Consider the following 20773-nt stretch of genomic DNA (forward strand, 5'->3'; position numbering starts at 1 on the left):
TGCCTCCATTGTTTGTGCCCGGCTCGGGGCGGGCCTAAGACCAGTCCAGGATCAAATTTTCGATCCCGAACACATGGCCGCCAGAAGTTATCGGCGCCGTACCCTGCTTGATCCTGAAAGCCGGGATGCGCGCCAGCCACTCCTCCAGACCAATGACAATCTCCCGCCGGGCAAGGTGTGAGCCAAGGCAACGGTGGGGACCATAGCCAAACGCTGCGTGGCGGTTGTCCTCCCGCTCCAAATCAATCGTGTTGGGGCATGCGAATTCCGCCGGGTCACGATTGGCAATCATAGTGGCGCAGGAAACATAGTCCCCCTTCCGGATCGGCGCGCCTTCGAAGTCGATATCTTTCGTGGCCACGCGGATCAACTGAATGGGCGGATAGGCCCGCAGCAATTCTTCGGTTGCGAGCGGGATGCGATCCGGTTCGCTCCGCAGCAATTGCTGATCTTTGAGGTTGCGTGCGAGGTACGCCAAGTCAAAGCCTATAGCTGCTGCGACCGTGTCGAGCCCAGCGACGAAGACAAGCACGCCGATGCCGCGGACTTGGGTGTCCGTCAGCCGGCGGCCCTCGACCTGTGCCTGCACGATAAAGGTCATGAAATCGTCAACCGCCTCCTGGCGGCGCATGGCTGCAAGTTCGTCGATGAATGCCACGATCGTCCGGGCAGCCACAGGTCGTTCCTTATCGTCGCCGTGGAGCAGATCTTTCCCCCAGCCGACGAATGTATCGAGTCGGTCATGAGGCAACCCCAGAAAGCGAAGAAAGGTGCTCACCGCGAAAGGAAATGCAAAATCCTTCATCACGTCGCAGCTTGTGCCCGACGCGGCGATCCTTTCGATCAGCTCGACCGCCCGTTCGCGGACAGCCGGTTCCAAAGCCAACACCAGCTTTGGCGAAAGCAGCGGATTGAGCAGTGAGCGAAAGACGCCATGGGCCGGTGGATCGAGCTCAAGCGGGATCGTCGGCCAGTTTTCACCCAGTATGGAGGAGAAGATGCTGCGATGGCTGGAAAAAGTCTCTGCGTCCTGCAGCACCTTGCGCTGGTCCGCGGCACGGGTGATGACCCAGGTACCCCGGCCATCTTGCGTGTTGTAGCGGGAATAAAAGATCGGCGGCCCGTCATGGACGCGAGCGACAGCTGCGTGTGGATCCCCGTTGGGTGTTGGTGACATGCCTGGCGATGTGAACAGGCTGAAGTCCCTCACCATTTCGGGCGGGACATGATCTGGAACGGGGTTGGTCGCCATTTTGCTTTCTCTACATTGGCGTTCATGGCTCGATTGAGATCGTACCGCTGTTCATAAGTCGATTTCCAGCATGGCTACGTCTCTTGTCGGGCGCCTTCTAGATTCTGTCGGCCGATACAGCCCACCTGCACCAGCGCGGATGAGATCGGTTGCGAAGTCAATCAGAAGGGGCATCTCCGCCGCGCTGCGGTCATGAAGCAAAGCCGCCGCTTATCCCCGTTAGGGTTGAGAGGCTGGTCAATCACCGCTGAACTCCGTGACGCACTGCTGATGCCCTGCTGATCAAATTGTCGAAGCAAGTCGCGTGCCGGATAGGCGTACCCATGGCGCTGCACCAAGCGACGCCGCCTGCACTGGGCCCGCCGCCGCTAAGTTGATGATCACCTGTCCATCATTCTTAGGAAAACGTCCGACAACCGACATCCACGGTCGGTCTTGTCGAGTCCGCGACATCGGGCTGTTCGGCCTGGCTGCTGCTGCACAGCCTTCCGGTCGAGGATCGAGGAGATTGCTCGCACGGCCCGGATTGAGCAACGACGCGATCCAGCGCAAGGATCGGGTGCGGTCCGACAAGGTACGACGGCGCTTGCGCGCGATGATCGAAATTATCAACAAGGTCGAGCCGCGCTTCGGTTCGGCGCTGATAACTTATGCGTGGTATCGCTCGCAGCCGCTGCAAGGATTTCCGGTCAGATGGCGATACACTCGTGCGCAGCGGTCCGGCCGACGACGAACCTGACTGTATCGACGCGGGCAATTCCGGCGTGCACACCTAACCGTGCGTATGCGCTACGACGGCACATGGACCTAAATTTCCTCGCGAGCCGCTGTCGGAACGTGGTGCCGAGTCCTATAGCGGCCGGTTCAATCCGAGGGCCTGTCGGCACATTCTATACATCCCTGTCGCTCGGACCGGGAATGCGTGGCAGACTCTCGGCCAGAAACCGCCAGTCGCTGCGCTCGCGTTCGCCTTCCTTGCGCGTGCCGAAGAACTGGATGATCATCTTGCCGTCGGCGCCATAGGCTTCAATGGACGTGACGTGACCGTCCCTCGTCGGCTTGCGCACGGCCCAGACCTCGCGGATGTGATGGGTCCTCAGATGCAGATGGAAGGTCTCGTCGAGCACATTGATCCGCGGCCCGATCTGCTTGACCGACTTGATCGGGCCGGAATGGATCTGGATGCAACCACGATTGCCGACAAAGCACATGATAGGCATCTCGTCTTCGGCCGCCTGTTGGAACAGGGCGCCAACGGCATCATTGTCGAGCAGCCAAGCGTAATCTTCGTCGGCCATACGCATTGCCTGGCAGCGGCTGAGCTTCAGTGTCTTCAACATATGGTAGAACTGATGCACGTCGCTCAGCCGGCTCCAGTGCTCGCGTAGGTCGTCGGCCGTGGCGGCTTGGTCTGGACGCACTGCTTTATCGCGCGCACCGCCCGCTTCGACCGATATGATCGGCTCCTGGTCGTAGGATACGAGCTCTGCCGTCAGATCCTGATAGGCGTGCAGGTTCGAGGCGGGCCTGAGATGTACTTTGTGCATCGCCTCGCCGGCGGCATCAAAGAATTGCAGGCTGCGGCGGATCTCGGCTCCCTCGCGCTTCTCGACGGCGAAGCCATACGCCCACGCTTTCGGGAAGATGCGCAGGTCGATGTCGTCGCCGAGCACCATGGCATGCTGGTTGCCGGTGACCACTTTGTCGTAGACGCCGATCTTTTGGTGCACGGCACTTTCGTTGCGGGTGAGCGCCATCACCTCGCCGACCGCTTCGAGGCCCGTCAGCAGATCATCGACGCGCGGCTCGATGCGCACCGCGCCGTGACCACAATGCGCCGCGACCAATTCGGCTTCCGAAATGCCCAATCGAGCGGCGAGATCATGCTCCCGGATTTTCGGATTGTCTTTGCACGCCCGCCGTATTTCGTCGGGCGACGGTTTCTGGCCCTGGTCCATGTCTTACCCCTGGTTCTACCTACGTGTAAGGATCAGCTGCCCTGCCGGGGAATCTTCAGCCGATAGGGCGGCCGTAATGCTCGCCCCTGATCTGCTGTTGGCCCGTGAACAAAGTGTCGCTGGACAGCGTGCACACGGCGTCGCACCCCCGCGAAAACCGGTGAGCAGGCACATGCCGATGGTATCCCGTTGAGCCGGTCGGCGGCTACTGGGCGGTGGTGAGCGAGTGTGGGTGTTGTCCCAATCGGCCAGGCGGGCATTCGGATGCCACGGGCGGCGCTGCTTTGCCAAGCGAGGCGTATCTGACCCGGTCCTGACATGTTGCTCCCTTGCTTCGCCCCATCCATCGCGAGGGCACCCACGGCATGATTGTGGATCGGCATGCTCTTGCCGCCTCGCCAAACGGAGCCTCAAAAACCGTGCCAATTGCGCCGAAGCAAGCTCAGAAGAAGTTCTGTATTTGGTGATGTGAGTTCAACCAAGAACTCAGGCCCAATATCCCTCGTGGCAGACCCGACAAACCCGACAGTACGTGTCGGTTGGCCGACAGCTTCGCAGCAATGCACTCACAAGAAGCACGGCAGTGTCAGAGATGCCGCGCTGTGTTGAAACGTTTTTTTCGCTTTGGCACGGTGCATGCGACGTGATGCGCAAGCAGGTCCCGGACTGAGGAGAATGGAGCCATGATTACGCTCACCGACAACGCTGTTGCCGCCTTCAAGACTGCTCTTTCCCGCGCCAGCGAGCCGGCGGAAGGCTTTCGCATTGTGGTCGAGGCCGGCGGCTGCGCCGGCTTCAAATACTTAATGGGCCTGGAGAGCGTGTCGCGCGAGGGCGACGCGATCACTGACACAGATGGGATCAAGCTGTTCGTGGACGCGGGCTCCCAACCCCATGTAGCCGGCATGACCGTCGACTTCCTCACCGGGCTCGAATCCTCCGGTTTTGTCTTCGATAACCCCAATGCGCCCGAGAAGTGCGGCTGCGGCAAGTCCTTCAGTTAAACGCCCGAAGCGCCTGTGCGGCCGACAGACTGATTTTGCGGCAGAGGAGACTTATATGGCCGGCACGACAGATGCGTCCTAAAGAACAAGGAAACCGGATCTCGGGACCGCCATTCGCTTCCGGTAGGGTGCAAAGAACGCCGCCTCCCGAAACAGCTCGGGTCCTGGTGTCACCCGAGCTGCTTGCGGACAGATCGCGCTGCTGTGCCAAATTCGGCTCATCGAAGACCTTATCGCGTTCGGGCCGTCCTTACCTGCGGGCTGACGGCGGCCACTGCGAACATGTCCATCTCGACGGAGATCCGGTCTGCGTCAAACACTCCGGGCGTCTGCGCGGGCTGCCAGTTCAGGCCCATTATCATCAACGGCATGCGCCAGAGGCTCAACGAGTCAGTCCGCGCCGCGTCATTCTGGTCAACTGAGGATCGCACCTATGAAGCCTGTCTACCTCGACAACAACGCAACCACACGGGTCGATCCTGCAGTCCTGCAAGCGATGTTGCCGTTCTTCAGGGATCAATTCGCCAACCCTTCGTCGGCGCACGCTCTTGGCGCCTCAGTCAGTGCGGCGGTGACAAAGGCGCGGAGGCAGTTGCAAGCGCTCATCGGCGCGGAGTTCGACGATGAGATCACCTTCACCTCGGGTGGGACAGAAAGCGACAATGCAGCGCTTCTTTCAGCGCTCGAGGCGGCGCCCAACCGAACCGAGATCGTTACGTCCGCGGTCGAGCATCCCGCCGTGCTGACGCTTTGCGCGCATCTTGAGAAGACCCGCCGCGTCAAGGTGCACAGGATCCCGGTGGATTGCCGTGGCCGGCTCGACCTCGACGCCTATATGGCCGCCCTCACCGCACAGGTGGCAATCGTTTCCATAATGTGGGCGAACAACGAGACTGGTGTGATCTTCCCCGTGGCCAGGCTTGCCGAGTTGGCCAAGGAAGTGGGCGCCCTATTCCATACCGATGCTGTGCAGGCGGTCGGCAAGCTTCCGATGGACCTGAAGTCGACCTCAATCGACATGCTGTCGCTCTCCGGCCACAAGCTGCACGGGCCGAAAGGGATCGGTGCGCTTTTCGTAAAACGTGGCGTGAACTTCCATTCGCTGATCAAGGGGGGCCACCAAGAACACAACCGGCGTGCCGGCACCGAGAATACGCCCGGCATAGCCGGGCTCGGGACGGCGGCCGAACTCGCATTGAAATTCATGGACGACGAGACCACACGGGTAAAGTCGCTCCGCGATCGTCTGGAGGGCGGGATCCTCCAGCGCATCCCAGGCACCTGTGTCACTGGTGATCCCCTGCAACGGTTGCCCAACACCGCAAACATCTCCTTCGAACATGTCGACAGTGATGGAATTCCACTTCTCCTCAGCCGCATTGGCATCGCGTGTTCCTCTGGCTCGGCCTGCACCTCCGGCTCTCTGGAACCAAGCCATGTCCTAAGCGCGATGAAAACGCCGCACGCGGCAGTCCGCTTCTCCTTGGCGCGGGACAACAGCGAAGAGGATATCGACCGGGTGCTCGAGGTCATGCCGGCAATCGTGGGGAAGCTGCGCAGCTTTTTCGGTTCTGGGCCGGGTAATCCGGTCTATGCGTGAGCGGCAGAAGAACAGGCTACCGGTCATGACCCGTCATGTCTCTCTCAACGATACGACCTTGCGCGATGGCGAGCAGGCCCCGGGCGTCGCCTTTACCACGACGGAAAAGCTGGAGATCGCCGAGTCTCTTGCGGCGGCCGGCGTCACAGAGATCGAGATCGGCACGCCGGTCATGGGCGCCGACGAGATCGAAACAATTCGCGCCGTGGTCGCGCGGCGTCTCCCGGTTCGGCTCATGGCCTGGTGCCGGATGACGTCGCTGGATCTCGATGCAGCGATCGAGAGCGGCGTCCACGCCGTCAATCTATCGCTGCCAGGGTCGGACATCCAACTTGCCGCCAAGCTCGGCCTCGACAAGGCGGGGGCGCTCCAGGTCATCGATCATATGGTCAGGCGCGCCGCCGCCGCCGGCTTCTTTGTCGCGGTGGGCTGCGAGGATGCCTCGCGGGCCAATCGGGATCATCTCGCCCGCGTCATCGAGACGGCTGCACGCGCCGGCGCAAGCCGCGTCAGGCTAGCCGACACGGTCGGTGTTCTCGACCCGTTTTCGACCTTCGAACTTGTCGCCCAGCTCGTGGCGCGGTCTCCAATCGACCTTGAATTTCATGCGCACAACGATCTCGGACTTGCTGGCGCCAACACGCTAGCCGCGATCCGCGCAGGCGCGCGTCATGCCTCCGTCACCGTCCTGGGGCTCGGCGAGCGTGCGGGCAATGCCGCGCTGGAAGAGGTGGCCGCCGCGATGGCGGTCTTCGGCGGCGCGGATACCGGCATCGAGCTGACCGCATTGCCCGGCCTGGCCGCCGAGGTGGCCTGGGCCGCCCGCCGGCAGACCGCGGCCACTAAGCCGGTCGTCGGCGCCGATGTTTTCACCCACGAATCCGGCATTCACGTCGCAGGGCTGCTGAAGGACTCGCGTACTTATCAGGGGCTTGATCCGGCTCTCGTGGGCCGCTGCCGGCGGATCGTCATCGGCAAGCATTCCGGCGCCACTGCGATTGCCCATGTGCTGACCGAAAGCGGTCGCGATCTCGACCCGGATCTGGCAGCCGCTGTGGTGGCCCGCGTCCGGCGCGAGGCGGCCGAGACCAAATCGACGCTCACTGCAACTCAACTGGTCGAGCTCTACGACAAAATGTGCAGCGAGGCGTCCCTCTTCGAGCTGTGCGGGTCCAGGTCAGCCGTGCGCGCGCGCGCAAAGGCCACAGTTTTGCGACCAGGGAGAATGCAATGAATTGTTCCGCTGACAGCCGCCCCATCGATGTCACAGACATCCTCGCACGACTGAAGCGCCTGTCGGCCGCGGAGGAGTTCTTCTCAGTCCTTGGCGTCTCCTATGACCCCAAGGTGATGAATGTCTCGCGGCTCCATATAATGAAGCGCGTGGGCCAATACCTTGCCGAAGAGGATTTCTCCGGTCTGCCCGACCAGGTGATTGCCGCGAGGGTGCGCGCGACGCTCGAACGCGCTTACGAGGATTTTGCGATTTCCTCGCCGCTCACGCATCGGGTCTTCAAGGTGCTCAAAGACCACGATCCGAACAAACCTGCCGCGCCGGGTCACACCTTTGTCCCGTTCGACTCGGTACTGAAGCGGTTCGGACGGGAATGAGCGGCGACAAGGGTTGCGACGCGACAATGTCGAGCAGCCGACAAATCCGGTCATCACCACAGCGCCGTCAGAAGCAACCAGCCGAAGTTGTAGGAAGGGGGCAGCGCAAGAGACTTGGCACGAATTATGCGGATCAAGGAGATAACCGCAATGCCCGCACCCGGACAGGAGCCTAGAGAAACCGCCAATGCACATCGTAATCTGCATCAAGCAGGTGCCGGACTCGGCACAGATAAGGGTCCATCCGGTGACGAACACAATCATGCGCCAGGGTGTTCCGACCATCATCAACCCTTACGACCTGTTCGCCCTCGAAGAAGCGCTCAGACTGCGCGATGCCTATGGCGGCGAAGTCACTGTGCTCACCATGGGTCCGCCCATGGCAGAGGACGCGCTGCGCAAGGCGCTCGGCTACGGCGCCGACCGAGCGGTGCTCTTGACCGACCGCTATTTTGCCGGCTCCGACACGCTGGCGACCTCGTTCGCCCTTTCCCAGGCAATCGCGAAGGTCGGCGAGACGTTCGGCACGCCAGACCTCGTCTTCACCGGCAAGCAGACGATCGATGGCGACACCGCCCAGGTCGGGCCCGGCATCGCCAAGCGCCTCGGACTCCTGCAACTGACCTATGTCGCGAAGATCCCCTCTATTGACCTTGCTGCAGGCGAGATCAAGGTCGAGCGCCGCTCCGAAGGCGGCACACAGATGCTGAAGAGCAGGCTGCCTTGTCTCATCACCATGCTAGAAGGCACAAACGAGATCCGCCGGGGCTCGATCCACGACGCCTTGTGCGCCGCGCGCAGCCAGGTCTTGAAATGGAGCGCGGCCGACGCCGGCATCGAGGATCTCACCAAATGCGGCCTGCGCGGCTCACCGACGGTCGTCAAGCGTGTTTTCGCCCCTCCTGCTCGAGCTGAAAAGGCGGCACTAATCGACACCGCCGAGAAGGCCTTGCGCGATGTCGCTGACGAACTCATCACCGCAATCTTCACCCGCCAGCCGGCGCTGGAACATGAGCTCGCCTTCAACGGCGGCGCGTGACGGCAAGGAGCAAAACGATGTCGACCGCGAACCGCGAAACCCCTCGCCCTGCCGCCGACCGCGCCGGCATAAAGAAGGAGCTGCCCGCCCATTTCAAGGACTACCGGCACGTCTGGGTCTTCATCGAGCTCGAACGCGGCCAGGTCCATCCCGTATCATTCGAACTGCTCGGCGAAGGCCGCAAATTAGCAGACAAGCTTCAGGTCCAGCTTGCAGGCGTCGTGCTCGGACCGCCTGGAGAGGCCGTCGGGAACGCCGTTGCCGAAGCATTCGCTTATGGTGCTGACCTTGTCTACATCGCCGAGGCGCCCCTGCTCGCCGACTATCGGAACGAGCCTTTCACCAAGGCGATGACGGATCTGGTCGATACCCACAAACCCGAAATCCTTCTTCTCGGTGCCACCACACTCGGCAGGGATCTTGCCGGCTCCGTGGCGACGACCTTGCAGACAGGGCTCACGGCCGACTGCACCGAACTCGATGTGGATACCGACAGTTCGCTCGCCGCCACGCGTCCGACTTTCGGCGGTTCCTTGTTGTGCACGATCTATACGCTCAATTTCCGCCCTCAGATGGCGACAGTGCGGCCAAGGGTCATGCCCATGCCGCAGCGGACGGATAAACCGGTCGGGCGTGTCATCCGGCACAAGCTCTCGCTTGCCGAGGACGAGATCGCTACCAAAGTCCTCGGCTTCCTGCCGGACAATCAGTCGGCAAAGGCAAACCTTGCCTATGCCGACGTCGTGGTTGCGGGAGGCCTTGGTCTTGGCGCGGCGGAGAACCTGCAGCTTGTGAAGAACCTCGCGCGAGCAATCGGCGCCGAGCATGGCTGTTCGCGCCCGTTAGTCCAGAAGAGCTGGATGCCAGCTGATCGGCAGATCGGCCAGACTGGCAAGACCATCCGGCCGAAGCTTTACATAGCGGCCGGGATTTCCGGCGCCGTCCAGCATCGGGTTGGCGTCGAGGGGGCGGATCTCATCGTGGCCATCAACACCGACCCGAACGCGCCGATTTTCGATTTCGCTCACCTCGGAATCGTCACCGACGCGATCCGCTTCCTGCCGGCACTGACGGAAGCCTTCACCCGGCGGCTGTCGCCCCACAGTCGCGATAAGCTTGCGAGCTAAGGGACGGACATGATCGAGGAAAACTTCGACGCCATTGTTGTTGGGGCAGGCATGTCCGGGAACGCAGCTGCTTACACCATGGCCAGCCATGGCCTAAAGGTGCTGCAGTTGGAGCGCGGTGAATATCCGGGCTCCAAGAATGTCCAAGGTGCCATCATGTACGCGAACATGCTGGAGAAGATCATCCCGGATTTCAGGGACGATGCGCCTCTCGAGCGGCATTTGGTTGAACAGCGGCTTTGGGTGATGGACGACACATCCCATACCGGGATTCACTATCGGTCGGACGACTTCAATGAGGCCAAGCCCAACCGATACACAATCATCCGTGCCCAGTTCGACAAATGGTTTTCGCGTAAGGTGCGCGAGGCCGGCGCGACGGTTCTGTGCGAGACGACCGTGACGGAGCTCATCCGTGACGCCAAGGACAGGGTGGTCGGAGTCCGCACAGATCGGGCCGGCGGAGCCATCTACGCGGACGTGGTCGTTCTCGCAGAAGGTGTCTGCGGACTGCTTGGCACGCGAGCCGGCCTGCGCCAGATGCCGAAGCCACAAACCGTGGCGCTCGCCGTTAAGGAAATGCATTTCCTGCCCGAAGAGGTCATTGAGCAGCGGTTCGGCGTCAAGGGCGATGAAGGCTGCGTGATCGAGGCGGTGGGCACGACCTCCCGCAGCATGGCCGGGCTCGGCTTCCTCTACACCAACAAGGAGTCGATCTCACTGGGCATCGGCTGCCTCGTCTCCGATTTTGCCGGGATGGTCGAGAGCCCCTACGTTCTCCTTGATGCCTTAAAGAGCCATCCTTCGATCCGGCCGCTGATCGCCGGCTCGGAAGTGAAAGAATATTCCGCACACCTCATTCCCGAAGGCGGCTACAAGGCTATTCCGCAGCTGTTTGGCGATGGTTGGGTCGTGGTCGGCGATGCCGCGCAACTGAACAACGCCATTCACCGCGAGGGTTCGAACCTCGCCATGACCTCCGGCCGCATCGCGGCTGAGGCAATCATCGAGGTCAACAGCCGCAACGCTCCAATGACCAAACGAAATCTCGCTCTTTACAAGGCCATGCTGGACAAGTCCTTCGTGGTCAAGGACCTAAAGAAATACAAAGATATGCCGGCCTTGCTCCACACCAATTCCTGCAATTACTTCACAACTTATCCGCGGTTGATGTCGCAAGCCGCGCAGAACTTCATGCGTGTCGACGGCACGCCGAAGATCGAGAAGGAAAAGGCGACCACGGCGGCCTTCATCAAGGCGCGCTCGCGTTGGGGGCTGGTCAGCGACGCGGTCCGCCTTGCATTGGCGTGGCGCTGAAGGGAGACGAAATGACGATCGCAGTGACAAAGTCACGTGTCGAGGACAAGCTTTACCAGAACCGCTACTTGGTGGATTCCGGCCGTCCGCATATCAAAGTGCGACCGCACGAGAGGCCAAGCGCGAACTTGCTCGCGCTTACCCACGTCTGCCCGGCGAAATGTTATGAGTTGAACGACAAAGGTCAAGTGGAGATCACTGCTGACGGCTGCATGGAGTGCGGCACCTGCCGGATTTTGTGTGAGACCAGTGGCGAGATCGAGTGGAACTATCCACGCGGCGGTTTCGGAGTCCTCTTCAAATTCGGATGACCGACGCACGCACGTATTAAGAGGGGTGATCTTGATACAGTTAGGTCTCGCCCAACGCCAAGTCTATTTTCTTTGCTTCGATCGTCGCTTTGACGAAGAGAAGCTCGTGAATACTATGCTTTCAGAATTCAGATAAAAAAGGAGGAGCACTCTGGACGACAACCCCTGAGGTGTTTCCATGACCCACGGACCGCAAGATCGGGTCGACGAGGTTGGACCTCGGGAGACCCGCCCTGAACCGCCCAGCAAAAGCATGCCCCAATCAGATATCGCGCTCAGAGGACTCTACGAGATATCGAAGGTGCTGACCGCCCCCAGCGAGCTGGAGATTACGCTCGCCAATGTCGTGAACGTCCTGCCTTCATTTCTGCAGATGCGTCACGGAGCAATCGTTGTCCTGGACGCTGAAGGAGAGCTGGAGATTGCCGCGACTGCCGGCAATACCCACGTACGTCAATCAGGCACTCGCCGCGTCATACCACAGGCCGTAACAGATCAAATCGTCGCTACGGGGACGCCGCTCTTCATACCGGACGTGCGCAAGTCCCAACTATTTCAGGCTGACCTTCAAACGTCTTCGAGCATCGGAACCATCCCAATTGCCTTTATCGGTATCCCGCTAAAGGCTGATCATGATATCCTTGGGACATTGTCGATCGACCGCGCCGGAGACGGCGCCACCGACTTTCGCGACGACGAGGCCATTTATTTCCTGACGATGGTCGCCAAGCTTGTCGGCCGGACCATCCGCCTCCATCGCGCCCTGAGTACAGATCGTCAGCGGTGTGGCCATGAGCAATCGGGACCGGAGAAATCGCCCAACGAGGGGAGGACGTACGACCCTGCCCGGCATGCGGATGCCAAAATCGACGGGATCATCGGGGAAAGCCCCGCACTCAAGCAGGTGCTCGAAACCGGCTCGGTCGTAGCAGGGACCAATTCCACCGTGCTTCTGCGGGGTGAAAGCGGCACCGGCAAGGAATTCTTTGCGCAGGCCATCCATAAGCTCTCACGTCGGAGGAAGAAGTCTTTCGTCAAATTGAACTGCGCCGCACTGTCTGAAAGCGTTCTGGAGTCAGAACTGTTTGGGCATGAAAAGGGCGCTTTCACGGGTGCTATCTCCCAGCGCGCCGGTCGTTTTGAATTGGCAAATGAGGGAACGCTGCTACTTGATGAAATCGGCGAGATTTCGCCGGCCTTTCAAGCCAAGCTGTTGCGTGTCTTGCAGGAAGGCGAGTTGGAGCGAGTCGGCGGCACCAAAACGCTACAGGTCGACGTGCGCCTCATATGCGCCACCAACAAGGACCTCGAGGCGGCCGTCATAAAAGGGGAGTTCAGGGCCGACCTTTATTACCGCATCAATGTCGTGCCAATTATCCTGCCTCCGCTCAGAGAGCGAACCGGCGATATTCCGCGCCTTGCGAACGCCTTCCTCAACCGGTTCAACAAGGAGAACGATCGCACACTAGCCTTCGCGGCGCCGGCGCTTGACCTGATCTCGCAATGTTACTTCCCTGGTAACGTCCGCGAGCTGGAGAACTGCGTCCAAAGGACGGCCACACTTGCGCGCTCAAGGACGATCACTCCATCCGATTTCGCCTGTAAGAAGGGCCAGTGCCTTTCCTGGCTCCTCTGGAAGCGAGCCGACCGCTCGAATGGCGGCAATGCCATCGACGATCTCGCACGGGTCAACGCAGTGCCGGTCGGATTGCGGCTGCCGGCCAGTTGCATCGGTGCCTCCGCAGGCAAGATATCTCCCCTTACGGCCGGCGATCCGAACGATCCCGCTTGTCCCCCGCGTCTGGCGGAACGCGACCGGGTGATCGACGCGATGGACAAGGCCGGTTGGGTTCAGGCCAGGGCGGCTCGTATCCTCGGCCTCACGCCGCGGCAAGTCGGCTACGCCCTGCGCCGGCATGGTATCGTGGTGAAGAAATTCTAGACGTCGTGATGACGTCAACCGTAAGCAGCCCGGAGTGGTCTCGCTCACGCTCTGCGCGCCCGAGGCTGCTAGCCTCGCGACCCTATTTGCGTGTCCACTGTCGTAAGCCCGACAAAGGTTTGTCGGAGCAATCCGAAGAAATCTGACACGACAAGCCTATTCGTGAACCGAAACAGCTCTTTGAGCTGGCATAGCTCTTGCGCTTTGAACTGCGACATCACGCAGCAACGGAGCCGTTCATGTCTGCACCGGCAATTACGCTTGAGAGCCTCAGCACGACATTCGGTGACCAGTTGCTTGGCACCATGAAACCCGGTGGCTGCGCGTCATCCTGCGGCTCGTCGACAAAGCCCGACGACACGGATCCGGCTGTCTGGGAGAAGATCAAGGATCACCCCTGCTTTTCAGAAGAGGCGCATCACTATTTCGCGCGCATGCACGTCGCGGTCGCGCCGGGCTGCAACATCCAGTGCAACTACTGCAATCGCAAATATAACTGCGCCAACGAAAGCCGGCCTGGGGTGGCCTCTGAAAAGCTGACGCCCGACCAGGCGCTACGCAAGGTGATCGCGGTCGCCAACGAGGTGCCGCAGCTTTCCGTCCTCGGCATCGCCGGACCGGGCGATGCCTGTTACGACTGGAAGAAGACGAAGGCAACCTTCGCGCGGGTCGCCAGGGAAATCCCAGACATCAAGTTTTGCATCTCCACGAATGGGCTGGCGCTGCCGGACCATGTCGATGAGCTTGCCGACATGAATGTCGATCACGTGACGATCACGATCAACATGGTCGACCCTGAGGTCGGTGCAAAGATCTATCCTTGGATCTTTTACGACCATCGCCGCTACGTCGGCATCGAAGCCGCCCGGATCCTGCACAAGCGGCAGATGTTGGGCCTGGAGATGCTGACCGCGCGCGGCATCCTCACCAAAATCAACTCGGTGATGATCCCGGGCGTGAACGATGAGCATCTGATCGAGGTGAATAGATGGGTCAAGGAGCGAGGCGCGTTCCTGCACAACCTCATGCCGCTGATTTCTGACCCGGCACACGGCACGCATTACGGACTGAGCGGGCAGCGCGGCCCAAACGCAATGGAGATGAAAGCTCTTCAGGATCGTGTCGAAGGCGGCGCCCAGTTGATGCGCCACTGCCGGCAGTGCCGGGCAGATGCCGTCGGCATGCTTGGCGAGGATCGTGGCCAAGAATTCACGGCCGACCGGATTCCCGGCGAGGTCACCTACGATGCCAGCAAGCGTAACGCCTATCGGGAGCTGGTCGCGCAGGAGCGCCGTGATCACGTGGCGGCCAGAAGCGAAGCGATCGGATTGGTCAAGGCAGCGAGGCCCGGCAAATCCGTCCTCTTCGCGGTGGCGACCAAGGGCGGCGGCCGCGTCAACGAACATTTCGGCCATGCGAAGGAATTCCAGGTTTACGAAGCCTCGCCGAGAGGCATCAGCTTTGTCGGGCATCGCAAGGTCGAGCAGTATTGTCTCGGCGGCCGGAGCGCAGAGGCCACCCTCGATGGCGTCATCGCAGCGCTGGAAGGCGTAGACATCGTGCTGTGCGCCAAGATTGGAAATTGCCCGCAGGATCAGCTCGCGGAGGCTGGAATACAAGCGACCGATGCTTATGCCCATGACTATATCGAGACCGCAATCAGTGCGATTTGCGCCGCCGCATCTGGAACTCCCGCACTCGCGGCGACGGCCTGAGCTGTCTCATTCATTCGGACCAGGAGTTAAAATGGCTTTCAAGATCATCGCATCCCAATGCACCCAATGCGGCGCCTGCGAATTCGAATGTCCTTGCGGCGCGATCAAGTTCAAAGGCGAGAGCTACGTGATCGAGTCACAGAAGTGCACCGAATGCGAGGGGGTCTTCGATGCGCAGCAATGTGCCTCGGTATGCCCGGTGCCGAAGACCTGCGTTCCTGCGTGACCACATGGGCTGCCGACATGGTTGGGCTGCCTACGCAGGACGCCTGGAACGCCTTGTTCACAATCTGCAGCCCCACGAGAAATGAGGGAACGGACATGTCGCTCGGACGCGAAGAGGAGATCGAAATCCGCAGGCCGCCACGCTTCATGCCGGGAGAGCGGGTACGTGCTACTCGCCACATAAAGAATGACGGCACCTATCCTGGCAGGGAGATCGGCGAAAATCTCGTGCGGAAGGGCGACGAGGGATATGTGCGCGACATCGGCACCTTTCTCCAGCAGTTCTTCATCTATGCGGTCGAGTGGATCGACCGTGGCACCGTCGTCGGCATGCGAGCGCGTGAACTGATGAGCCTCGACAAAGCCGAGGCGTCCTGCAGTGCTGAAAGCAATTCCAATGAAGGGACGGCCAGATGAAAGTCATGATCCGCAGGACCGATGCTGGCTTGTCGGCGTATGTTCCCAAAAAAGACCTCGAAGAGCCGATCATCAAGCTCGAGAAGGAAGAGTTGTGGGGCGGAACTATTACGCTCAGGAACGGGTGGCGGCTCCTCCTACCCGATCTTCCACGGGATACGCGTCTGCCGATCACTGTCGAGGCAAGGAAGGTTTCCGAAGAGGACTGATGCTGCCCCTAGGTGCGTCGCGAGGAAACGAGCATGAACACGATCCTGACATCGGACCACCTCGTCATAGTGCGGGACAGTTTTGCCGATAAGCTGCTTGACTTGGCGAAGGAAGCGCTCGCCGCCGATGAGGTGATCCCCTATCTCGGTCCGGGTCTTCTTGGGTTGAACTGTGCGGAACCGCCTGTGCCGCATACTCCGGAGGTCGTTGCCGCGGCACTCAATGCACGGGCGCCCGCCCCTTCCAGGATCCGCACCAATATGTGGTCGGTTGCGCAGTTCATCGAACAGCGCCGGCATCGCCGGACGCTTCAAGCTTGGATGACCGAGATATTCGCAGCGCCGGTGAGGCCAACCCTCCTCCACGCCTGGATCGCAAGGCTGCCGCTCTCCCTCATCATCGACAGCTGGTATGACAGCGCGATGCGCACGGCTCTCGTGGAGACCGGCCGAACGGACGTCGTTGAGATACAAGGCGTCACGCGGGCGAACGAAATCGGCAACATTTGGACGAAAACCTACGATTTGTCCGGGAGGGAACTCGACGCTCGATCGGGGGCAAAGACGGTCCTCTATGCACCTCACGGGAGTAGTAGGCCCTCGCAAAACTTTCTCGTCGCAGATTCCGACTATGTCGAAGTCCTGACCGAAATTGATATCCAGACACCGATCCCAGACGTGGTGAAGGAACGGCGCATCACCCGTGGATTTTTCTTCGTTGGCTGCCGCTTCAACGATCAGATGCTGCGCACCTACGCCAGACAGATCATGAAGCGCTCCCGCGGTCCCTACTGCACTGTAATGGACGCGGAAACCCTGACCAGAAACGAAGCGCGTTTCCTTGCGGCAAGCGGAATCACGGTGATCGACATGCCACTTAGTCAAGCGGCGGCTCGGCTTCTGGGAACGGGCAAGGCTGCAGGTTGTGGACAGGATTAAAATGGCGGTCGCCTTTGATGATGCGTCCTTCGGCTTTCCTCGAAGGCGCAAAATGCAGTCGGGAATACACCCGTGAACAGTGATGCTGTCGGCAGCGCAACGAACGCTCTGAATTCGTTGACCCATGTTGAAGCGGCCCGCTGGGGCCGGGATTTGAGTACGCTGTTGCGCATAACGCGTATGAATTTTCGGCATCCCTGGCAGGTCGCCTTCGCTATGGGCTCGACGATCATGGCGGCAATCCTCCAGTTGCTCATTCCCCAGCTTCTCGGCCGGGCTGTCGACCAGGCCCAGACAGCCATGGGGGGCGGTGTCGCCGGGAGCGCGGCAGGACAAGCGCTCTGGACCCCGGCTCTCCTGCTGCTCGCCGTCAGCGCGCTACGCGGCCTTTTCACGATGGCGCAGAACTATTTTGCCGAAGCCGTCGGGCATCATGTCGCGTACGAACTGCGGCTCGCCTACTACGACAAGATCCAGCGTCTCAGCTTTTCCTTTCACGACCGGGTCCATTCAGGCGATCTGATCACCATCGGAATGCTCGATCTCCAAGGCGTGCGGATGTATTTTTCCACCGCGCTCGTTCGCGTGGTCCTGCTCACCATGCTGATCGGGATCGGCGCCTACATGATGACCTCGACCGATCCCATGCTCGGCCTGGTCGCGCTGAGCTTCGTGCCTTTTGTCGCCTGGCGCTCATCGACCACACAGCTTAGGCTGCGCGCCACCTGGCTCGACCTCTATGAGCGCCTTTCGGTACTAAGCCGCGTGATGAAGGAAAACCTCGCAGGCATCCGCGTGGTCCGCGCTTTTGCGGCTCAATCCTATGAGATGCTGAAGTTCGACCGCGCTTCCAAGAACGCGCTCGGCCTCGCCAAGGATCTCGTTGACATCTACGTACCCAGCACGTCGGCGATGACCTTGTCCTTCTTTTTCGCAATGGGATTGGTGCTTTGGATCGGTGGCAACAAGCTCGTCGCTGGCGAGATCAGCGTCGGAACCATGGCGACCTTCCTGACCTTCATGACCATCCTGCAAATGCCAGTCCGCCAGATCGGCCTCATGGTCAATGCCTTTGCCCGCGCTTCCAGCTGCGGTTCGCGGCTTTTCGGTCTCCTCGATCAGGAGATCACGATCAGGGATGCTCTCGAGGCCAGACCGCTTGAGATAAGCGACGGCACTCTGCGCTTCCACAATGTCTCATTTGCGTACCCCAATGTCGAAAACCGCGCCATTCTGAAGAACCTCAGCTTTGAGGCCCGGAGAGGCGAGACGATCGCGATCGTCGGTCCCCAGGGTTCCGGCAAATCGACGATGGCTCATCTGATCCCCCGCTTTTACGACGTGACCGGTGGCGCCATCACGTTGGACGGCCAGGACATACGCAATGTCACCCTCGAGAGCCTTCGCAAGGCGGTTGCCGTTGTACAGCAGGATGCGTTCCTATTCACCACCACGATCGAGAACAACATCGCTTATGGCGACCCCTGGGCGAAGAGACAGCGAATTGAACACGCTGGCGAATTCGCCCAGCTCCACGACTACATTCTAGGGCTCCCAGCAGGGTATGAGACGGTCGTGGGAGAACGCGGCGTCTCTCTCTCTGGCGGCCAGCGCCAGCGTCTCACGATTGCTCGCACCATGATGCTGCGCCCCTCTGTCGTCGTTTTCGACGACTCGATGGCCGCGATCGATGCTGGCACCGAGCAGCGCATTCGCGCGGCGACGCGGCGCTTCGCCAAGGATCGGGTGACGATCATCATCGCGCATCGGCTGAGTGCGCTTATGCATGCCGATCAGATCCTTTTTGTCGATAACGGCGAAATCGTAGAACGCGGCAAGCATGAAGAGCTTCTGGCGAAGCGGGGACGCTACAAAGCCCTTTACGATCTCCAGACGCGCCCAGGTGATATCATATGACCCAGTATGGGGGCGCCCGCTGATGGACCAAGGCCCCGGCGAACTCGAAGCCGAACGTGACGACGGCAGACGCCCTCCGCGCGCGGTCGTCGGCTCGCACCGGATCGAGGAGGAGATGTTCGGCCGGGCTTTCGACAAGAGCATCCTCCGCCGGATCTGGGGCTTCGTCCATCCCTATCGGGCAAAGGTAGTTGTCACGATTGTCGCGATGCTGATCTTCACCGGGACGCAGCTTCTCATCCCCTTGATCATCCGCTACGCGATCGACAACGGCATGAACCCGGCAGGGAGCGATCGCTCAGCCCAGCTTGCGGCCGTCGGCGCGTTCCTTTCGGCGATTTTGGTCAATTTCGCCGCCGGTTACATGCAGGAAACCTTGGATGGGAAAATTGCCGAAACTGTCCTGTTCGACATCCGCCGCGCCATGTTTGGCCATCTGCAAAAGGTTTCGCTCTCTTTCATGGACAAGACTGAGGTCGGACGCCTGATGTCGCGCCTGCAAGGCGACGTTAACTCCATACAGGAGTTCCTGGAAACCTCGGTATATTCCCTAGGCGATGTTGCACTTCTCTTCGGCATCGTATTCGTAATGCTGTGGCTCGACTTTCGCCTCGGCCTCCTGACGCTGTCGGTTCTGCCGATCCTGGTGATCGTCCGCATTGTCTGGCTGCCGCGCGCCCGCGACGCCTTCATGGCTGCACACGAAACCAATTCCGTCGTCAATGGCGCGCTGGCCGAAGCCATTCACGGCGTGCGGACCATACAGTCGATGGATCGCCAGCAGGTGAATTTCATTCTTTTTGACGACCGGGCCCATGCCAACCTCAGGACCCAACTGATCGCTGCCAGATATGCACTGGTCATGGTGCCTATCGTCGATGGCCTCACCGGCCTCGCCTTGGCCGCCGTTATTGTGGTTGGCGGCTCGATGGTCGTGAATAGCGGTGTAGATGTGGGCGTGTTGGTAGCCTACCTGTTTTACATCCAGCGCTTCTTTGACCCGATCCGCTCACTCACCCTGCAATATTCGATCATGCAGCGCGCCATGGCCTCAGGCAAGCGCCTGACCGATGTGCTCGACGTCAAGATCGATGTTCAGGACAAACCCAATGCCGAGGTGCTTTCGCCCGAAATGGACGGCTCGGTCGAGTTTAGGGACGTCACCTTCGGCTACGATCCGAACCGTTCGGTTCTGAAAAATGTCTCCTTCAGGGTCAATCCCGGCGAGACGGTCGCACTGGTCGGACCGAGCGGTTCTGGCAAATCGAGTGCGATGGCCCTGGTCCACCGCTTCTATGATGTTCAGCAGGGTCAGGTGCTGGTCGGCGGGCATGATGTGCGCGACCTCACCCAGGAATCGCTCGGCCGCCAGGTCGCCATGGTGCTGCAGGAGCCATTCCTGTTCACCGGGACGGTCTTCGAGAACATTCGATACCAGAAGACGGACGCCACGCGCGACAAGGTGATCGAGGCGGCGAAGGCGGTCGGCGCGCATGACTTCGTCATGAGCCTCGCCGACGGGTATGAGACCCAACTTGGCGAACGCGGCGACAACTTATCTCTCGGCCAGCGCCAGCTTATCAGTTTCGCCCGCGCCCTCGTCGCTGACGCCAAGATCCTCGTGCTCGACGAAGCGACCGCCAACATCGACAGCTACACGGAATTGCAGATTCAGAAGGCTCTGATCAAGCTGCTTGAAGGGCGGACTGGCCTCGTCATCGCCCACCGTCTCGCCACGATCCGGGGGGCCGACCGCATCATCGTGCTTCAGAATGGCCAAGTTGTTGCGACTGGCAACCACGATGAGCTAATAGCTATGGGCGGCCTGTATTCCAAACTCTACTATCTCAACTACGCCTCCTTCGACGACATTCCCGAACACGATACCACCGTCCAAGCTGGCTCCCAGACCTGAGTTTTTGGCGGCTTGTGGTAGTGGCGTTGACTTTCGGGCGTGTCGGCGGACCACTCAGGCCACCGCAGACGGCTAGCAGGCAGCATTCAAGGACAAGCACTCCTCGCAGTTCGTGAAGACCGGCTGCGAACGATTTCCTCCAGCATCGTATCCCGACCGCGGTGCACCCCCATCATCGGGCGAGCTCGCTCCCGTTGGTGGCTGGGCGCAGCAAAGCCGCTCGCGAGCGCGCCCTCAACAGCGCCGTAGCGAGTGGCGGCTTTGCTACCGCCGGG

General features: G+C 60.5%; 18 protein-coding genes and 1 pseudogene. 17 read left to right on the plus strand and 2 right to left on the minus strand.

Features of this window, described 5'->3' with window-relative positions; all coding sequences use genetic code 11:
• Window positions 1-34: 34 nt before the first annotated feature.
• Entirely contained in the window at window positions 35-1252 is a 1218-nt protein-coding gene (locus X739_RS140185) for a cytochrome P450 (protein ID WP_031252420.1), read from the minus strand.
• A gap of 435 nt (window positions 1253-1687) precedes the next feature.
• On the opposite strand from X739_RS140185, the pseudogene X739_RS1000000170805 reads away from it, so the two are divergent.
• Window positions 1688-2028, plus strand: a pseudogene (locus tag X739_RS1000000170805) (hypothetical protein).
• A 114-nt stretch (window positions 2029-2142) separates the two neighbouring features.
• Here the strand turns inward: X739_RS1000000170805 and X739_RS140180 are convergent.
• Window positions 2143-3210: a hemin-degrading factor gene (locus X739_RS140180; protein ID WP_031252422.1), complete on the minus strand. Its 1068-nt coding sequence runs from the start codon at window positions 3208-3210 to the stop codon at window positions 2143-2145.
• A 683-nt stretch (window positions 3211-3893) separates the two neighbouring features.
• Here X739_RS140180 and X739_RS140175 point away from each other — a divergent pair.
• The 16 genes from X739_RS140175 (at window position 3894) to X739_RS140100 (ending at window position 20498) form a co-directional block, all read left to right on the plus strand.
• The gene (locus X739_RS140175) at window positions 3894-4214 is read left to right on the plus strand and encodes an iron-sulfur cluster assembly accessory protein (RefSeq protein WP_023795970.1); all 321 of its coding nucleotides are present in this window, start codon (window positions 3894-3896) and stop codon (window positions 4212-4214) included.
• 433 nt (window positions 4215-4647) lie between these two features.
• Window positions 4648-5814 (plus strand): cysteine desulfurase NifS, encoded by a 1167-nt coding sequence (gene nifS, locus X739_RS140170; RefSeq protein WP_023795972.1) that lies wholly within the window; start codon window positions 4648-4650, stop codon window positions 5812-5814.
• A 25-nt stretch (window positions 5815-5839) separates the two neighbouring features.
• Entirely contained in the window at window positions 5840-7048 is a 1209-nt protein-coding gene (gene nifV / locus X739_RS140165) for a homocitrate synthase (protein ID WP_023795973.1), read from the plus strand.
• The gene (gene nifW, locus X739_RS140160) at window positions 7045-7425 is read left to right on the plus strand and encodes a nitrogenase stabilizing/protective protein NifW (RefSeq protein ID WP_023795974.1); all 381 of its coding nucleotides are present in this window, start codon (window positions 7045-7047) and stop codon (window positions 7423-7425) included. Before nifV ends, nifW begins: the two co-directional genes overlap by 4 nt.
• A gap of 187 nt (window positions 7426-7612) precedes the next feature.
• Window positions 7613-8464, plus strand: coding sequence for an electron transfer flavoprotein subunit beta/FixA family protein (locus X739_RS140155; protein ID WP_023795975.1), 852 nt, complete (start codon window positions 7613-7615; stop codon window positions 8462-8464).
• Window positions 8465-8481: 17 nt separating this feature from the next.
• Window positions 8482-9591, plus strand: coding sequence for an electron transfer flavoprotein subunit alpha/FixB family protein (locus X739_RS140150; RefSeq protein WP_023795976.1), 1110 nt, complete (start codon window positions 8482-8484; stop codon window positions 9589-9591).
• A gap of 9 nt (window positions 9592-9600) precedes the next feature.
• A complete protein-coding gene (locus X739_RS140145) occupies window positions 9601-10908 on the plus strand; it encodes an FAD-binding protein (protein WP_023795977.1) in 1308 nt (435 codons plus the stop codon).
• An 11-nt stretch (window positions 10909-10919) separates the two neighbouring features.
• Window positions 10920-11219, plus strand: coding sequence for a ferredoxin family protein (locus X739_RS140140; RefSeq protein WP_023678245.1), 300 nt, complete (start codon window positions 10920-10922; stop codon window positions 11217-11219).
• 253 nt (window positions 11220-11472) lie between these two features.
• Window positions 11473-13161, plus strand: a complete 1689-nt coding sequence (gene nifA / locus X739_RS140135; RefSeq protein ID WP_023795978.1) for a nif-specific transcriptional activator NifA — start codon at window positions 11473-11475, stop codon at window positions 13159-13161.
• Window positions 13162-13400: 239 nt separating this feature from the next.
• The gene (gene nifB, locus X739_RS140130; RefSeq protein ID WP_023795979.1) at window positions 13401-14876 is read left to right on the plus strand and encodes a nitrogenase cofactor biosynthesis protein NifB; all 1476 of its coding nucleotides are present in this window, start codon (window positions 13401-13403) and stop codon (window positions 14874-14876) included.
• A 31-nt stretch (window positions 14877-14907) separates the two neighbouring features.
• Window positions 14908-15102 carry a 4Fe-4S dicluster domain-containing protein gene (locus X739_RS140125; protein WP_023795980.1) on the plus strand — a complete coding sequence of 65 codons (195 nt, stop codon included), beginning with the start codon at window positions 14908-14910 and terminating at the stop codon, window positions 15100-15102.
• 95 nt (window positions 15103-15197) lie between these two features.
• Window positions 15198-15518: a nitrogen fixation protein NifZ gene (locus X739_RS140120; protein WP_023760366.1), complete on the plus strand. Its 321-nt coding sequence runs from the start codon at window positions 15198-15200 to the stop codon at window positions 15516-15518.
• Window positions 15515-15727 (plus strand): putative nitrogen fixation protein NifT, encoded by a 213-nt coding sequence (gene nifT / locus X739_RS140115; RefSeq protein WP_023795981.1) that lies wholly within the window; start codon window positions 15515-15517, stop codon window positions 15725-15727. The genes X739_RS140120 and nifT overlap by 4 nt, the downstream gene beginning before the upstream one ends.
• A 33-nt stretch (window positions 15728-15760) precedes the next feature.
• A complete protein-coding gene (locus X739_RS140110; RefSeq protein ID WP_023795982.1) occupies window positions 15761-16666 on the plus strand; it encodes an SIR2 family protein in 906 nt (301 codons plus the stop codon).
• A gap of 72 nt (window positions 16667-16738) precedes the next feature.
• On the plus strand, window positions 16739-18583 hold the full coding sequence (locus X739_RS140105; protein WP_031252430.1) for an ABC transporter ATP-binding protein: 1845 nt from the start codon (window positions 16739-16741) through the stop codon (window positions 18581-18583).
• A gap of 22 nt (window positions 18584-18605) precedes the next feature.
• A complete protein-coding gene (locus X739_RS140100) occupies window positions 18606-20498 on the plus strand; it encodes an ABC transporter ATP-binding protein (RefSeq protein ID WP_023795984.1) in 1893 nt (630 codons plus the stop codon).
• Window positions 20499-20773 lie beyond the last annotated feature (275 nt).

The sequence above is a fragment of the Mesorhizobium sp. LNHC209A00 genome, from assembly GCF_000502915.1.
GTDB lineage: Bacteria > Pseudomonadota > Alphaproteobacteria > Rhizobiales > Rhizobiaceae > Mesorhizobium.

Excerpts from the sequence above, each read along its gene's own strand:
- nifT (WP_023795981.1), top strand. The coding sequence starts at position 15,515 with ATGAAAGTCATGATCCGCAGGACCGATGCTGGCTTGTCGGCGTATGTT.
- X739_RS140175 (WP_023795970.1), top strand. The coding sequence starts at position 3,894 with ATGATTACGCTCACCGACAACGCTGTTGCCGCCTTCAAGACTGCTCTT.
- X739_RS140150 (WP_023795976.1), top strand. The coding sequence starts at position 8,482 with ATGTCGACCGCGAACCGCGAAACCCCTCGCCCTGCCGCCGACCGCGCC.
- nifW (WP_023795974.1), top strand. The coding sequence starts at position 7,045 with ATGAATTGTTCCGCTGACAGCCGCCCCATCGATGTCACAGACATCCTC.
- X739_RS140120 (WP_023760366.1), top strand. The coding sequence starts at position 15,198 with ATGTCGCTCGGACGCGAAGAGGAGATCGAAATCCGCAGGCCGCCACGC.
- X739_RS140180 (WP_031252422.1), bottom strand. The coding sequence starts at position 3,210 with ATGGACCAGGGCCAGAAACCGTCGCCCGACGAAATACGGCGGGCGTGC.
- nifV (WP_023795973.1), top strand. The coding sequence starts at position 5,840 with ATGACCCGTCATGTCTCTCTCAACGATACGACCTTGCGCGATGGCGAG.
- nifS (WP_023795972.1), top strand. The coding sequence starts at position 4,648 with ATGAAGCCTGTCTACCTCGACAACAACGCAACCACACGGGTCGATCCT.
- X739_RS140145 (WP_023795977.1), top strand. The coding sequence starts at position 9,601 with ATGATCGAGGAAAACTTCGACGCCATTGTTGTTGGGGCAGGCATGTCC.
- nifB (WP_023795979.1), top strand. The coding sequence starts at position 13,401 with ATGTCTGCACCGGCAATTACGCTTGAGAGCCTCAGCACGACATTCGGT.
- X739_RS140155 (WP_023795975.1), top strand. The coding sequence starts at position 7,613 with ATGCACATCGTAATCTGCATCAAGCAGGTGCCGGACTCGGCACAGATA.
- X739_RS140185 (WP_031252420.1), bottom strand. The coding sequence starts at position 1,252 with ATGGCGACCAACCCCGTTCCAGATCATGTCCCGCCCGAAATGGTGAGG.
- nifA (WP_023795978.1), top strand. The coding sequence starts at position 11,473 with ATGCCCCAATCAGATATCGCGCTCAGAGGACTCTACGAGATATCGAAG.
- X739_RS140125 (WP_023795980.1), top strand. The coding sequence starts at position 14,908 with ATGGCTTTCAAGATCATCGCATCCCAATGCACCCAATGCGGCGCCTGC.
- X739_RS140100 (WP_023795984.1), top strand. The coding sequence starts at position 18,606 with ATGGACCAAGGCCCCGGCGAACTCGAAGCCGAACGTGACGACGGCAGA.
- X739_RS140140 (WP_023678245.1), top strand. The coding sequence starts at position 10,920 with ATGACGATCGCAGTGACAAAGTCACGTGTCGAGGACAAGCTTTACCAG.
- X739_RS140110 (WP_023795982.1), top strand. The coding sequence starts at position 15,761 with ATGAACACGATCCTGACATCGGACCACCTCGTCATAGTGCGGGACAGT.